The 13942-nt window shown below is 42.4% G+C and carries 16 protein-coding genes; 4 read left to right on the top strand and 12 right to left on the bottom strand.

Annotation, left to right across the window (positions count from 1 at the left end; all coding sequences use genetic code 11):
* Window positions 1–3: 3 nt before the first annotated feature.
* From AC0VYH_RS06700 to AC0VYH_RS06680, 5 genes are all read right to left on the bottom strand, one after another.
* A complete protein-coding gene (locus AC0VYH_RS06700; RefSeq protein ID WP_475373515.1) occupies window positions 4–558 on the bottom strand; it encodes a DUF488 domain-containing protein in 555 nt (184 codons plus the stop codon).
* A 153-nt stretch (window positions 559–711) separates the two neighbouring features.
* On the bottom strand, window positions 712–870 hold the full coding sequence (locus AC0VYH_RS06695) for a hypothetical protein (RefSeq protein WP_194220805.1): 159 nt from the start codon (window positions 868–870) through the stop codon (window positions 712–714).
* Between the two features lie 69 nt (window positions 871–939).
* Complete coding sequence (hmpA, locus tag AC0VYH_RS06690; protein WP_475366941.1) at window positions 940–2160, bottom strand: NO-inducible flavohemoprotein; 1221 nt, start codon at window positions 2158–2160, stop codon at window positions 940–942.
* Between the two features lie 410 nt (window positions 2161–2570).
* Window positions 2571–2891, bottom strand: coding sequence for a hypothetical protein (locus AC0VYH_RS06685; RefSeq protein ID WP_475366940.1), 321 nt, complete (start codon window positions 2889–2891; stop codon window positions 2571–2573).
* Entirely contained in the window at window positions 2869–3108 is a 240-nt protein-coding gene (locus tag AC0VYH_RS06680; RefSeq protein WP_475366939.1) for a hypothetical protein, read from the bottom strand. The genes AC0VYH_RS06685 and AC0VYH_RS06680 overlap by 23 nt, the downstream gene beginning before the upstream one ends.
* A 408-nt stretch (window positions 3109–3516) precedes the next feature.
* On the opposite strand from AC0VYH_RS06680, the gene AC0VYH_RS06675 reads away from it, so the two are divergent.
* The 3 genes from AC0VYH_RS06675 to AC0VYH_RS06665 are packed head-to-tail and all read left to right on the top strand — an operon-like array spanning window position 3517 to window position 8943.
* Window positions 3517–5418 carry a putative thiazole-containing bacteriocin maturation protein gene (locus tag AC0VYH_RS06675; RefSeq protein WP_475373514.1) on the top strand — a complete coding sequence of 634 codons (1902 nt, stop codon included), beginning with the start codon at window positions 3517–3519 and terminating at the stop codon, window positions 5416–5418.
* On the top strand, window positions 5415–7361 hold the full coding sequence (locus AC0VYH_RS06670) for a TOMM precursor leader peptide-binding protein (protein WP_475373513.1): 1947 nt from the start codon (window positions 5415–5417) through the stop codon (window positions 7359–7361). The genes AC0VYH_RS06675 and AC0VYH_RS06670 overlap by 4 nt, the downstream gene beginning before the upstream one ends.
* Before the next feature lie 19 nt (window positions 7362–7380).
* Window positions 7381–8943, top strand: a complete 1563-nt coding sequence (locus tag AC0VYH_RS06665) for a SagB family peptide dehydrogenase (RefSeq protein ID WP_475373512.1) — start codon at window positions 7381–7383, stop codon at window positions 8941–8943.
* Window positions 8944–8999: 56 nt separating this feature from the next.
* Here AC0VYH_RS06665 and AC0VYH_RS06660 read toward each other — a convergent pair whose 3' ends face one another.
* Window positions 9000–9242, bottom strand: coding sequence for a hypothetical protein (locus tag AC0VYH_RS06660; protein ID WP_371019008.1), 243 nt, complete (start codon window positions 9240–9242; stop codon window positions 9000–9002).
* Window positions 9243–9295: 53 nt separating this feature from the next.
* On the bottom strand, window positions 9296–9928 hold the full coding sequence (locus AC0VYH_RS06655) for an HNH endonuclease family protein (RefSeq protein ID WP_283152621.1): 633 nt from the start codon (window positions 9926–9928) through the stop codon (window positions 9296–9298).
* Between the two features lie 487 nt (window positions 9929–10415).
* Between AC0VYH_RS06655 and AC0VYH_RS06650 the strand changes: the two genes are divergently transcribed.
* The gene (locus tag AC0VYH_RS06650) at window positions 10416–10592 is read left to right on the top strand and encodes a helix-turn-helix domain-containing protein (protein ID WP_475373511.1); all 177 of its coding nucleotides are present in this window, start codon (window positions 10416–10418) and stop codon (window positions 10590–10592) included.
* A gap of 156 nt (window positions 10593–10748) precedes the next feature.
* On the opposite strand, the gene AC0VYH_RS06645 is transcribed toward AC0VYH_RS06650, so the two are convergent.
* The 5 genes from AC0VYH_RS06645 to AC0VYH_RS06625 all read right to left on the bottom strand — a co-directional run bounded on the left by AC0VYH_RS06645 (window position 10749) and on the right by AC0VYH_RS06625 (window position 13913).
* Complete coding sequence (locus AC0VYH_RS06645; protein ID WP_430244964.1) at window positions 10749–11222, bottom strand: SMI1/KNR4 family protein; 474 nt, start codon at window positions 11220–11222, stop codon at window positions 10749–10751.
* 2 nt (window positions 11223–11224) lie between these two features.
* On the bottom strand, window positions 11225–12157 hold the full coding sequence (locus tag AC0VYH_RS06640; protein ID WP_475373510.1) for an HNH/ENDO VII family nuclease: 933 nt from the start codon (window positions 12155–12157) through the stop codon (window positions 11225–11227).
* Between the two features lie 60 nt (window positions 12158–12217).
* Window positions 12218–12829, bottom strand: coding sequence for a WXG100 family type VII secretion target (locus AC0VYH_RS06635; protein WP_475373509.1), 612 nt, complete (start codon window positions 12827–12829; stop codon window positions 12218–12220).
* Entirely contained in the window at window positions 12826–13140 is a 315-nt protein-coding gene (locus tag AC0VYH_RS06630; protein WP_224884981.1) for a DUF5082 domain-containing protein, read from the bottom strand. The genes AC0VYH_RS06635 and AC0VYH_RS06630 overlap by 4 nt, the downstream gene beginning before the upstream one ends.
* 359 nt (window positions 13141–13499) lie before the next feature.
* On the bottom strand, window positions 13500–13913 hold the full coding sequence (locus AC0VYH_RS06625) for a DUF6141 family protein (protein ID WP_475373508.1): 414 nt from the start codon (window positions 13911–13913) through the stop codon (window positions 13500–13502).
* Window positions 13914–13942 lie beyond the last annotated feature (29 nt).

Raw genomic sequence — 13942 nt, 5'->3', positions numbered from 1 at the left:
TCTTTATTCATATAAGCTTGGATACACGACGGTACCATCCTTTTCAATTATTGGCATGGCCCCCCACTTTCCAAGCTCATGCTTAACGAGCTTTATTGTTTTTTTAGAATCGTCGATGATGTGGAGAACTTCCCAATTGTTTGCCTGTAACCAATTACTGATGAGCAAACGGTGACATCTGGCGGGATGACGTTCAGAACACATGTAGGCCACGTTCATTTTCTTCGCCTGCGTCTTAAGTTTCTTTACTCCTTCAATAAATTCGTTCGTCAACGTAAAATCAGCGTAATTGTGAAATGAAGGGTTTTTCCACCCTTCATTCAACTCAGCCCCAACAGAGCTAGACTGACGTCGTCTCCCACCGAGAAGAGGAAAGTGTGCGTATTCTATCTTTGCTTCCCGAAGCCATTCCTTCATATTTTCGCTCTTATATTGCGGGTGCTTCCGGCTTCCGGGGAAAGCTCGGATGTCCGCCACGTAGGAAATGTCAGCTTCTCGCAACATGTCCAGAAAATATTCCTTGGAATGATTGGAATGTCCAATCGTATAGATTTTCATGAACTGTCCTCCTTTCTCCAACTTCATGTTAAAAACTCTTTCTCTTCACCTTTATTCAAATAGATAAATAGTGCCTGTCACCCATAGGGAGTCAGGCACTATTTATCTATTTATATCGAGAATAACTATCGTATCTACGTTTGGAGTAATAGCTTATTTTTCTTTTTGCACCATCTTTTTTAATTCTTCTTGTGCTTTTTGTACCGATGCTACATCTCTTTCTAACGTTTCCAATTTTGTAGTAATCGGTTTTAAAGCTTCTTCAAGCACCGTTTGCAAGCGGAGGACTTTTTCATTTTCTTTCGTTTCCATAAATACCTCTCCCTTCAACGTATCTATGCGCCACATTAGATCGGCTTATCTATCACTTTTAGTAGGGAGCTATTCTTCCTCAATTGTACTAACAGGACTGAACAACTCATAGTGACGTCTCTCTGCTGGTACTCCCCATTCTTTAAGCGATTCATTTACAGATTTCAAGAAGGGAAGGGGACCACAAAAGTAAAAGTCTTTTTGATGATTAGATAAGACCGATTGAAGCCAATCTAAATCAATCAACCCTTCTTTATCAAAGCGAAGCTCAGCGCGATCCTGTTCAGTTGGATCAGAATAACACACATAATAAGAAACGTTTGAATTTTCTTTCGCTAACTTCTCTACGTGCTCCCCTATTGCATGTACATTGCTATTTTGAGCAGCATGAATGAACGTGATTTCACGATTCGAACCGTTCTCAACCAGGCTATTCAGCATGCTCAACATCGGTGTAATTCCTACACCTCCACTAATCAACACAATCGGTTGGTCGTCAGTTGTGTAGGTGAAATCCCCTGCTGGTGCTGCAATAGATAGTGTGTGACCTTCAGAAATATCATGATGAAGATAGTTTGATACTATTCCGGCTGGTGCATCGTCTACGGCATCCTCACGTTTAACGCTAATTCGGTAATAATCTTTATTAGGAGCATCTGACAAACTATAATGCCTCATATGAGAATATTGTTCACCCTCTATATTGGCTTCTAACGTGAGATACTGGCCAGGTTTATAAGACGCAATAGGACCACCGTCCTCTGGTTTTAAATAAAATGAAGTAATAACATCGCTTTCTTTCACCTTACGATCGACATAGAAAGAACGATTTCCGATCCATCCACCCTGTTTCTGATCTGTTTGTTCGTAGAGCTTAGCTTCTGTTTTAATGAAAATATCTGCAATAGCTGTGTAAGCTTCTCCCCAGGCATCGATAATCTCGTCTGTTGCCGTATCGCCCAGAACATCTTTAACTGCTTCAAGTAACGTTTTCCCTACAATTGGGTATTGTTCAGGCTGAACACCTAGAGCCCGGTGTTTTTCAGTCACTCTCTCTACCATTGACTCGATTTCTTCTAGATTATCAATATTGGCTCCAGCTAAATAAACGCCGTACGCAAGTGCTCCTTGTTGAGTACCTAATTTTTGATTCGTTTGGTTAAACATATTATATAGATCTGGTACGCGCGAGAATAACAATTCATAGAATCTTTCCCCGATCTCCTGGCTATGCTCCTGCAATACCGGAGCAGTTGATTTGACGATCTTAATTGTATTTTCGTTTAACATGTCATAACCCCTTTCTGATCTAATGTTGGCAATGTTTCTAGTCCTTATACACCTCTCTTGCTTTTTCAATCAATCGATCACTTAATGAACCGTGATAGTAGATGCCGGATAAAAGAACAGGTGTATGAACCGGTTTTTAAAGAAGTATTTTGAATACATCTTTATGGTAATAGACATCTATATTAAAATCAATGCGCATAGGAAGGTTTTAAGTAAATGGACACATTTCAGAAGAGGGAAGACTTATATTTCTATTGGGTTCTGTAGATAGCTCATTAAGCATCCTGTTCGCTAGTTTATAGACCAAAGGACGTTTCGAACTCTCCCTCTTCTCAACCTTTACCTTCATTAAAAAAGCACTTCTCCATCTCGGAGAAATGCTTTGTTAGAGAGGAATGTCTCTAAGTTCTTTATTGTTCAAACTCAATATGAGTACTAAGATCAACATTTCCTTCGTTGTTCAAAAAGGTGGTTAAATCGGTTACCGCTCCTTCCTCCAATCGGTAAGTGAAACGATCTTCCAACAAAAGACTTTGAATGAATCCTTCTCCGGTTTCAGTCATCCATAAATGAAATGTTTGGTAAGTGTTTTCATCCGTAATAAGATCGTAAGTCAAGACTGGAGGTGTTTTAATCACTTTTTGATCATCAAGTTCCACTGCACGATTAGTCGCGTTCACGAACTCTTCTCGTTCATCTGCCACAAACTTACATGTGGTTTTGTTTCTCATCCCCCGCCCTGGTATTTTTCTTTCTCTTATAAAGAACGTAAATCACATTCGCGATAACTAGTAATAAAGAACCGGTTAAAGCCCCATAGATAGGAGGTAAATAGGGCACATCAGGCAGAAAGACGAGTTGACTTCCAAAGCTCCCCCCGATGAAAACCGCCAAAGCCAGCACACTCCATCTCCATTCGGAATGGATGAGTTTCTTCTTTTTCTTCATTATTAAAGACTCCCTTCATTCTTCGGTTTCATTTTCGGTTATCGCATCATTGAAGGAGTTGTTTTGAATGCCATTGCCTATAGGAGACAGAATTCCCTCAGATAGTCCATACGTATGGCCTCTTATTCTTCATAAGATTGGCATGAACATTCGTTTCAAATTGTCTATTATATCCTAGCAAATTGTTGAAAATTGCTGTCCTTTTCAGAAACAACTTTTTCACTTTCCATCTCAACTTTAACATAAATATCCAACCCCTTATCCAACTTAAACTATCCTTACTTTGTATCAGTAAACTCATTTGAAATTCGTTAGCCGTGGTGTCGCGATTTTGTCCACACATATGAGACAAAGCAACGAACATAGACTCCTAGTATGAAGTCAGATCAGTGAATCAGGAGGTGTCTGATGATGAATGTTCATCCTTCTATGCGTTTAAAGCTAAAGAAGGGCACTTTCTTCATGCCGGAGCCGAGCGGGAGCGTTTATTTTAGGAACAATTCAGGTTCATTTCGTATGGAAGGGACCACAATTTATCAATGGATTGAAAAACTGATTCCGATGTATAACGGGGAATATTCGCTGGCAAGTCTCACAGATGGACTATCAAAGCCGTATCGTGATCGGGTTTACGAGATTACCGACTCTCTCTTTACGAACGGGTTCCTTCGTGACGTTAGCCAAGATCGTCCCCACCAGTTGAAACCAAAGGTCGTGGAAAAGTTTGATTCACAAATTGAGTTCATCGAAAGCTTTACTGACTCTGGATCTTATCGGTTTCAGCAATACCGTCAGAAAAACGTTCTCATTGTTGGAGAAGGATCGATGTTAATTGGACTGGTTTCGTCATTACTTACTTCCGGTTTGCCTCGTTTCCATACCTTGCTAACAGATGAGCAGACTAGCCAACACCGAATCAAAGAGTTCGAAGCAGCTGCAAGAAAATCAGACCCTGAAGTTTCAATTGAGGTCATGTTAAAAAGAGACCCAATCTCCTGGGAGAAGCAGATCGAACCATTTGATGCAGTTTTATACGTCTCCTCAGATGACAATGTCCAGGAGCTCCGCAGTCTTCTGCATGCCTGTAAAGAAAAGAAAAAAACATTTCTTCCCGCCATCTATACAAAAGGAGTTGGAATCGCCGGCCCGCTCGTTACTGCAGACAGCGGCTGCTGGGAATCCGCATGGCGAAGCTTACATCATGAATCACTAAACACGAGCTCCTTTTCACCGTCCGCTGGTGCAATGCTAGCGAATGTGATCGTTTTTGAATGGTTTAAAAAGAGCACAGGCGTCCCTACGCATTCGAACAATCATGTATTTCTACTTAACCCAGAAACGCTTGAGGGTAAGTGGCATTCCTATCAATCTCATCCACTAGTATCAGGAAAGATCGAAGTCGAAACCGTTTCTATACAATCTAGTGAAAGGATGGAGAAAAAAGATCAAAACGAACTTCTCTACTATTTCAGTCAGTTAACTTCAAGTGAGATCGGCATTTTTCATAAGTGGGAAGAAGGCGAGCTAATTCAACTACCTTTAGCTCAATGTGAAATCCAGACGGTGAACGTTAAATCAGCTGAATCATCCAGGTTTATAAGTGCAGCTTTAACACACGAAGAAGCAAGGCGGGAAGCCGGAATGAGTGGAATAGAAGCATACGTCCTCCCGTTAAAAGAGGAGATTATCTCGTCACTTCCCTCTCCTTATGAAAAAGCTACTTACTCGCAAACCGATCTCCACATCGGTGCTGGAGAAACGTTCATTGAGGCGATCAATCGGGCACTGCAAACAATGGTAGAAGAGGAATGGAACCAGAAAGCCGATCAGTGCATGGAAAGCCTATCGAGATGTGCAGTCGATAAAGTTGAAGACGATATCTGCCGCTTCTATTTGAAGGTGTTAACGACCATGAAGAAAGTTCCCGATCTCGGTTTAGGGAAAGATTCGAACGGCCTGCCTGTCGTATGGAGAAAAGCTGAGGATCAGCGCTGGTACGGAAGCGTCGGACTGACTCTCGTGCTCGCTTTACGAAGGGCGCTCCTACAAGCCGTGAAAGAAGCTCAAAACAAGACCATTTCAGCAGCACTCTCTTTTTCAACGATTCCGTTTCAAGATAAACCGATCCAATCCATCGCTATTCCTGCTTATGATGCAAGCCTTCAGGCTGATGTTCTTCGGTCTGTCCTCACCCTTTTTGAACAACAAGGAAAAGAGATTTCCTTCGTCAAAGTGAATCTTGAAACTTTTAAAAAAGATGGAGCAGTAAATATCTATGGCGTTCTGTTAAGAGAGGGGGAGACGATGTGAGTGCTAACATTACATTAGTAGGAAATGGCCTGCTACGAGAATGCATAGCGGAACAACTCGCTCCCCACCTTCACCTCACGCTTCTTCCAGATTTGGATGCGCCGATCCCTAAGCAGACGACATTGTTACTTGTCATCCATGACTATTGGAATCCATCGATCCATAAACTTGCGGAGGAAGTGGCGCGAGAACACGGTATCGATTGGCTACGGGGCTTCTTATCATTTGGTGAAGGTGTCGTTGGTCCGCTCGTTCGCCCCGGTCGTGAAGGCTGTTCACAATGTGCGGATACAAGAAAGATGATGGCAGCAACCGACCGGGAAGATCTATGGAAAATTCAACAGGTTTTAAGCAAGGCTGCTGACGATATTCGTGATGAATGGCTCTCTCAAACGGGACTTCTTCAAATGGCTCAACTGATCAAAAATGAAGTGCACAATGTGGTACATCTTAAGTCTCCTCAATTAGAAAGGGCGATTCAATTTACCAATTTAGGTTCCCTTGAGAGCTCTCGCCATCGTATCTTACCAGACGCCTATTGTTCCGTTTGCAGTCATTTGCCCGAAGACTCGGAAACCGATGCGGTGATTACGCTTAAACCAAGTTTGAAAATTAGTGAAGATCGCTATCGATGTCGTTCGATAGACGACTTAAGCAACGTACTTTCAAGAGATTATCTCGATCCACGAACAGGTCTATTAAATCGTCTTATGATCGATTTTGAAACACCGTATGCTGATGCGATCGTTAACCTTCCTCTGTTTAATGGAAATGAAGGCTCTGCAGGAAGAACAAATTCGTACGCGATGAGTGAAATGACAGCGATATTGGAAGGGTTGGAGCGGTCTTGTGGCATTGATCCAAAAGGGAAAAGAACCGTTGTTCACGATTCCTATCGCAATCTAGATCGAGCTTTGAACCCTCTTAAGCTCGGCGTTCATGATGATGAACAGTATGCAGAGCAAGGCTATCCGTTCGCTCCATTTCATCCTGATCGAAAAATGAACTGGGTGTGGGGCTACTCTCTCATTGAAAAAGAACCGATTCTCGTGCCAGAGCGGCTCGCTTATTACAGCATGGGGTGCGGGGATGGGTTTGTGTTTGAAACGTCCAATGGCTGTGCGATCGGAGGAAGTCTTGAAGAAGCCATTTTCTACGGCATGATGGAAGTGCTTGAACGCGACTCTTTTCTATTAACATGGTATGCAAAGCTCTCTCTTCCTCGGATTGATCCAGTCTCATCAAACGACGAAGAACTGCATTTGATGATCGACCGCATGCGAGAAGTACTAGGCTATGATCTTTATTTATACAATGCAACGATGGAACACGACATCCCCTGCATCTTAACGATCACGAAGAACCGCACTTCTCATACCGATCGCTTAAACCTGATGTGTGCGGCTGGCGCACATCTCGATCCTGTGAGAGCTGTAAAAAGTGCAATCTTTGAGAGTGTTGGACTGATCCCACCATTAAATAAAGATTTCAAAAACAAGAAAGATGAATTTCTAGCCATGTATCACGACTCTTCTCTCGTGAAGAAAATGGATGATCACGGCATGGTATACGGACTTCCTGAAGCGGAAGAACGCCTTCACTTCTTACTGAACCAGGATCGCCCTATGCAAACATTCCAAGAAGCTTTTCAACCGTCAAAACATCATGCCGACCTCACGGATGATCTAAATGCGATGTTACAAACCTTTCGCCGTTTGGACTTGGATGTCATCGTCGTTGATCAAACTACACCTGAAATTCATCGGAACGGACTTCACTGCGCAAAGGTAATCATTCCAGGGATGCTGCCGATGACATTTGGCCATCACTTAAGGCGCGTTACCGGCTTAAGCCGAGTATTGAAAGTTCCAAAAGAACTCGGATATGTTGATCGCGAACTAACAGTTGAGGAGCTCAACCCTTATCCGCACCCGTTCCCTTAACGTGGCGAGGAGGTAAACGATGGATCTCGACTTGTTCCTACATCAGCTACATTTCCAAAATGACCTTGTGAAGCCACCGAACTGGGAAGTGGATTGGGACGATGCTCCCCTGCCATTTAAGATTTATCGTCATTTGCCGGAGTACCGACTTTCTTACGACATTACACTTACGCTTCAAGACCAGTCACTTCACCAACCACCGAACCTGAAGACAATGGGTACTTTTCTCTGGTATGTTTATGGGCTGTCTCAGATTAGCCAGACAGCTTTTCCCTCTGACACGGACGGAGAATCAGCGGAAACGATGCAATCATTCCGCCGCTTCTCCCCATCAGGAGGCGGCTTATATCCGAGTGAACTGTATCTATATCTTAAACTAGATGAACTACCGAACGGGACTTACCATTATGATGTAGCTCATCATCGCCTTCTTTTGCTACGTAAAGGAAATTTTGATTCTTACTTAAACAGCGCACTAGGAAGTAGCTCTAACCTTTCAAGCTGTTTTGGGGCCGTAATCATCACAACCATGTTTTGGAAGAACTTTTTTAAATACAACAACTTTTCCTATCGTCTTCAAGGGTTGGATGCGGGGGCGCTTATTGGTCAGCTTTTGGAGGTTAGTAAACGTTTCTCCTTTTCATCAGAAGTCAATTTTCAATTTCTAGATTCAGCGATCAATCACTTACTGGGGCTAGAAGAACTGGAGGAAAGTACTTACGCGGTCATTCCGCTATCAAAGCATAATATTGTGCATGAAGAGGCGCCTGGAGAATGTTCAGCAGCAGAGTTGGTTAAAGAAATTCCTAAAATCAAAACAACGCATTACCAACGTTCTCAAAACGTCTTACCGTTTCCTGAAATCGCACAGGTTCATCATGCTACGCTGCTTGAATCTACCGGGTTGATACGGGGGCTTAAAAAAAGCGAAGAGAAATTCGAAGATAAGCTAAAGATTGCTTTGCCTAAAGCAAGGGCGATAACCAAAGATTTAGCTCACGTTTGCCAGAATCGCTATTCACCAGAAATGGATTTTAACGGACAAAGAATCGATCAGATTCAGCTCGCTTCCCTTCTGAAGGAAAGCACCGATTCCTACCGGTACGCTAACGATTTAGATAAGGGAGAAAATCAATTGTCACGCGTCTCTCTTTACGGGTGCTTTTATCAAGTAGATGGCATTCCGAATGGGGCTTATCGATATGACCCTACTTCACATTCCCTTTTAACCATTAAAGAGGGTGACTTTCGTTTAGACCTCCAAGCTGGAATGTCCCTTCACAACGTTAATCTGCATCAAGTTCCAATCTGCTTTCATATTGTCGGAGATCGCACATATCACAAAGCCGAACTTGGTTACAGAGGATATCGCATTCAACATTTGGAAGCGGGGATGCTTCTTCAGCGAATATTGTTATCAGCCAGCGCACTTGCCATGAACGGCCATCCCCTGCTTGGGTTTGATATCAATGGTTGTGATGAGATTTATGAACTGGAAGCTACACAGAAAACGACGATTATTCAAATTCCTGTAGGGTTTCATCGGGCTAAAAGTTGGTTGGTTGGGGGGATGCATGGTTGAGATGGAGGGGTCAGGTACGTACCTGACCCCTTTTGGTGCCTGTCACTTGTCGAATTTTAAGAGCGCTCAAGCACCGATACGAGCAAACGGTGAATGACTTCATGGTCACGCACATCGTGTAAGCGGTATTCTTTCCCAGGGAGCGTGTACCACTCCTCTGCTCCTACATACGTGATGCGAAGCGTGAGATCGCCTTTCTCATCACAGGAAGTCACCAGTTCAAGCTCCCCGCTAATCACACCTACTTCTTCGGTCATAACACCGTGAGTTGCAGTGAAAATGGAAGACTTTTGTTTCATTTGAGCGCACCTCCTCAGCTTGTCGAAACGATCAAACTATCCACTAACCCGAATTAATAACTACACGTATTCAGCATGCTTTGAAGAGCCGATTTCTCTGAAGACTGAAGGCTTAAATCATAGTCATACTTCGTATTGATCCACCACTTTGCATACCCGCAGTGAGCACTGTAACGCGTTGGCTTCCAAGTAGACGGATCCTGATCACCCTTGGAGCGGTTGCTGCTTGCCGTTACTGCAATAAGATGCGGACCATCAAGGTCATTCGCGTAATCCTCTCGCTTTTGTGTGCTCCAACTACTTGCTCCTGAACGCCACGCCTCTGCCAACGGAACCATATGGTCGATATCTAAATCAGACGGGTCATACACTTGCACGCCATCAAAGTAGCTGTACCATTTACCAGACGTTACAGGACAGTCACCGCTGTAATAATCAGCATCCCTCTGCAGCACCAATTGACGCGTGTCACAGCCATTCCCCTGTCCAATCCAGTGTGAGAATTTATCACGTGAGTATCCGGACATAGAATCTTCAGACTGTACAGTCAAGGAATCCAATTGAGATTGAGCGGCAGACTTTGACGGTGTTCCAGGAGGGATCGCAAGAGCGGACGGAAGTCCAAATTGATATCCACTAAACAACAGAACCAACGTAAAAACAACTAAAATTGATTTCTTAAACATAGTAATGCCTCCTACTTTTTTGATTATTTATGTCCTAACACCTTCGTTCAGGCGTAAGAGATATTAATAGTCTTTTAAGTCAAAAAAGAACTGAGACATAACAAAGCGTAGTAACCTCTTTTATCAAGCAGTGTGTTTCTTTTATGTATCAGCGCGACTTAAATCTAGCATAATTTTCAAACAATGTTCTACCGTTCAAAGACATATAATCAAAGTTGGTTCATATGAGCTAGTGAGCGTTCTCTCATTTTTAAGTAGATGTTCCCAACAATTTTTACAAGCTTCATAAAAAGCGTGACCTTTGGATGATATGAAAAAATCCGAGGGAATCACCCACGATAAAATGACCTAAACTATTAAGACCAAATCAGACCTTTTTTCAATCTCGAATCGTCACCATGTTTCTTTATAAAAAAACTCTACGGAACGTTTGTTGTTACTGAGCTTATTAGCTTATAAGATAGAAACGTAGTAGGAGGAGAATACGATGAACAATAGTAAAGTGGGAGAACTAATTTATAGTTTGAGGAAGGAAAAACGCCTTACTCAGAAGCAATTAGCCGATCTAATGAACATTTCTGATCGAACCGTTTCAAAGTGGGAGCGAGGTTATGGCTATCCAGGAATCGCCGGGACGGTTCTGGTGATTCCACCTCATAAATAAAAGAAGCATTCATTATTGGAATAATGAATGCTTCTTTTAACGTTTTTCGAAATATTGCATTATGAGAACCATCCCCGCGATGCTTAGATGCTCAATTTATTGCATCATGAGAACCGTTCCCACGAGGCTAAAGCGATAATTCTTAATGCAACATAATTACTCCATTTCTTCCATCACTAAATCAAGTAGAAAATCTCCAAAGTCGTTCGCAATTAACTCATAAATTTGATTCTCTATTTCTACACCCGTATCAAAAGAAACTATTTGTGGTTCTCCCGTATCATCCAGTTGATTAAAATCCAAACAGTATAGTTCACCGAATCCACTATCGTAAATAACTAAAAGGTGATTAGGAAGATATATATTCTTGCGTTCTGTTAATGTATACCATATTGCATCCGGAACCGCAGAATTTTCAAAATCTCGGTCAATTATTCCATAGATCTCTTGAGAACCAAAATTACCAGCTCCAAATGTTTTTAAAAAGTCAAGATATGCGCCGGTAAACTTAAAGCCTAACTCTTGCTCCGCTAACTGTATTAATTCATTTGAACGACCTCCAACAAAGTCGGCTGTATCCTCTTCATTTAAAATATATTTTTTTGCTTTATGATAATGATCAATACTCATCTTTATGATTCACTCCCAAATATATAGTCATTGTATCTATTTTTCCAATATTCACTTCGCCATTTGTTAAATTCTTTCCTATTAATACCAGAAGGGATTTTATTTGGATTGATATGAATTACGAGACTATTTTCTTTATGAAAGGTTGATGTAACCTCTGCTATAGAACTTTCATTTCGCTGAGTAGTGTGATGAAGATTTATTGATTTTCCATCAGGGCCAAGTGGAGCTAAACCTTTTTTCATCCTATCGAGATTTGTTCTTCCTCGCGCATCTTTTTTATTAGGATTAATAATATCGTCTCTTTGATAAACTTTTATATGATTAAATTCAATAGTCTTATCCCAATAATTATACCCACTGAATTTCCTACTAGTACCCTTCCCACCATAAACCCGATCAATCTCAGTCTTAATCCGAGAAACCGGATCATTCCACACATTATAAGGTGCGCCACTTTTAGAAACCGAAGTTCCCCCAGCACCCGCTCCAGCTAACGCCGGTTGAGCACTCTTCCCATCAACCTTAACACTCTTCGCGGCATCCGCAACATCGTCAATCGTTTTTGCGGTTGTTCCAATTTTGCCGAGACCTTTGTCTCCTATGGCTCCAATTCCTAATGATGTTAGACCGTAAGTAATGAATGCCGTTCGACTTTCGGCATCCCCGTTCACAAAGTCTCGATCCCAGGCTTCTTTAAATCCTTGCCACATGTATTTCGGTACATCCAACACCTTTTGAACGTTGCCTTTTGGATCACCAAAGATGTTCTTATAGAAGTTTATCGTTTCTAAGCTTTTAAATAGTAATTCAGGGAGATCTTCTTCATCGCGATATACAGCAAGGTTCGGTCCGAATGCTTTTTCACCTAATGCGTTAAGATCCTTAAATCCCTCAATCATATCTTCCACGGCATTCCCGCTTCCAACCTGCACACCTTTTACCACATCACCCAAAAAGCTCCGTGCCGTATTCCGCGCTTCATCAATCTTCTGCTACGTCTCTCCCCACCAGCGATCCACATAGATTGAGTACCTGACCACACTATGCGACACATCCTGGCGGACATCGTCTAGATAAGTCGTCGTTTTTGATAAAGGATCAAGCACGACACTTTCATACGTTTGCTTCATCCTACTCTGAATCACCTTTGGGTTTAAGGTATATTGCAGATCTGGAAACACTTCTCCAAATGCACCACCGTATGAAGCCGTCAGTGGATTTTTTCCAAAAAGACGTTCGCTCCAGCTTAATGCTTCTCCCGTGATAGGATCATTATTCTGAAACAGCTTGTTTAAACCACTAAATTTTAATGCCATAAGACCAAACTTTGCCGAAAGCGAGTGATCTTCTTCCGTCATTTTTCTCTCAGTTAATTTCACTGCCGCCTGCAGGTCATGGAGCTTGTCTCGGTATTTGCGCATTTCATATTGCAACTCCGCTTGAAGGGCATCAATCTTACCGGTGTTCGCGCCCGTGATGTTCATTAGAAGAGATTGATAGTTCCATTTAAAATCGCTGATCGCTTCATCTGCTTTTCGCTCGGCATCCTGGATGCCGCTTGCCAGCTGATCTAATTGTTCTGGTTTTATCGCTATTCTTGTCACTTCAAGCCCTCCGCTTTCTGAAGAAGTCGGTCGATTTCTTCGTTAATCGCAGAGGTCAGTTCCTCATGAACCGCATACACACTTTGAGAGGCTTGTTCGAGTTCTCCGATAAGCGATTCATAAGCTTCACGTGCCTCTCCAACCCAATTCGACGAGTAAGTCGAATGATGGTGATCAAAGACTCGTTTACTATCATCGATATCAAATCTAGCTTCCCTTACCTTTCCTAGATACGCTTCCAACGCCTCGGCTTCTGCCCGATACTTCATACGCTCTAAATAACGTTTAAATTCTTCTAGTTCGTTTAGCACCGCAACCTCCTTTTCGACCAAACCTCGTTTCACAACAAATGAAGTCTATGTGTACGTCTAGTTAGGTATAGCCGCTGTATTGTCGAGCAGGAAATGATCGCTCTCATATATTCCATTAATTTCTAAACCTAGAATACCCTCTCTTCCCCTCCTTTTCTATGTCTTTCGACGCATTCAACGAAAACAGTCCTTTTCTCATGAGAGAAAAGGACTGTTTCTGCGAATCTCGTATGTTTTCACAACTGTATCTATTTATTCCGTTCTCCACTCACCCGATCCATCACATCCACCAACCGCTCCGGCTCCCGTGATCCGATCATAATTACCTCACCCTTCACATCTATTAATACACCATGCTTTCAACTGATCGAATAGGCTTTCTCCTTGCTGAAATTCCTTCGTATCCCCCATCCGCCAAACCTTTTAATCGGACGATATTCCAAACTTTCGTAACTCTTTATATCCTGAAACAAGAAGACACGGTTTGATAGATGAAACGGGACAAATCGCACATAAACTCCATCGTCTCTCACCTCAGTAATCAGTCGCAGCCACCCAAGCATGGCAATGGGAAAACCCATGCCAAAAAGGACCCAAAAAATGGTTACCTGCATGTCAGATCCCGGATGACTCCCAAACGGAATGCCCATGACTACCTGGCGAATAAAACCGATCCACATCATGATCGCGATGCCTAGTACAACCGCCCATATCCAAATTTGATTCAGCCGCTGGACTTCTTTATAGTGGATGATTTGCTGATTGGTTTTCATCACGCCCTCCTTCTAAAAACAATCGTTTC

The organism is Anaerobacillus sp. QJM3NY_32 (genome assembly GCF_056173645.1).
The sequence above is the reverse complement of the archived record's forward strand: the minus strand, read 5'-3'. Positions and strand labels throughout refer to the sequence as shown.

Excerpts from the sequence above, each read along its gene's own strand:
- hmpA (WP_475366941.1), bottom strand. The coding sequence starts at position 2,160 with ATGTTAAACGAAAATACAATTAAGATCGTCAAATCAACTGCTCCGGTA.
- AC0VYH_RS06680 (WP_475366939.1), bottom strand. The coding sequence starts at position 3,108 with ATGAAGAAAAAGAAGAAACTCATCCATTCCGAATGGAGATGGAGTGTG.
- AC0VYH_RS06675 (WP_475373514.1), top strand. The coding sequence starts at position 3,517 with ATGATGAATGTTCATCCTTCTATGCGTTTAAAGCTAAAGAAGGGCACT.
- AC0VYH_RS06700 (WP_475373515.1), bottom strand. The coding sequence starts at position 558 with ATGAAAATCTATACGATTGGACATTCCAATCATTCCAAGGAATATTTT.
- AC0VYH_RS06645 (WP_430244964.1), bottom strand. The coding sequence starts at position 11,222 with ATGAGTATTGATCATTATCATAAAGCAAAAAAATATATTTTAAATGAA.
- AC0VYH_RS06685 (WP_475366940.1), bottom strand. The coding sequence starts at position 2,891 with ATGAGAAACAAAACCACATGTAAGTTTGTGGCAGATGAACGAGAAGAG.
- AC0VYH_RS06660 (WP_371019008.1), bottom strand. The coding sequence starts at position 9,242 with ATGAAACAAAAGTCTTCCATTTTCACTGCAACTCACGGTGTTATGACC.
- AC0VYH_RS06655 (WP_283152621.1), bottom strand. The coding sequence starts at position 9,928 with ATGTTTAAGAAATCAATTTTAGTTGTTTTTACGTTGGTTCTGTTGTTT.
- AC0VYH_RS06665 (WP_475373512.1), top strand. The coding sequence starts at position 7,381 with ATGGATCTCGACTTGTTCCTACATCAGCTACATTTCCAAAATGACCTT.
- AC0VYH_RS06650 (WP_475373511.1), top strand. The coding sequence starts at position 10,416 with ATGAACAATAGTAAAGTGGGAGAACTAATTTATAGTTTGAGGAAGGAA.
- AC0VYH_RS06625 (WP_475373508.1), bottom strand. The coding sequence starts at position 13,913 with ATGAAAACCAATCAGCAAATCATCCACTATAAAGAAGTCCAGCGGCTG.
- AC0VYH_RS06695 (WP_194220805.1), bottom strand. The coding sequence starts at position 870 with ATGGAAACGAAAGAAAATGAAAAAGTCCTCCGCTTGCAAACGGTGCTT.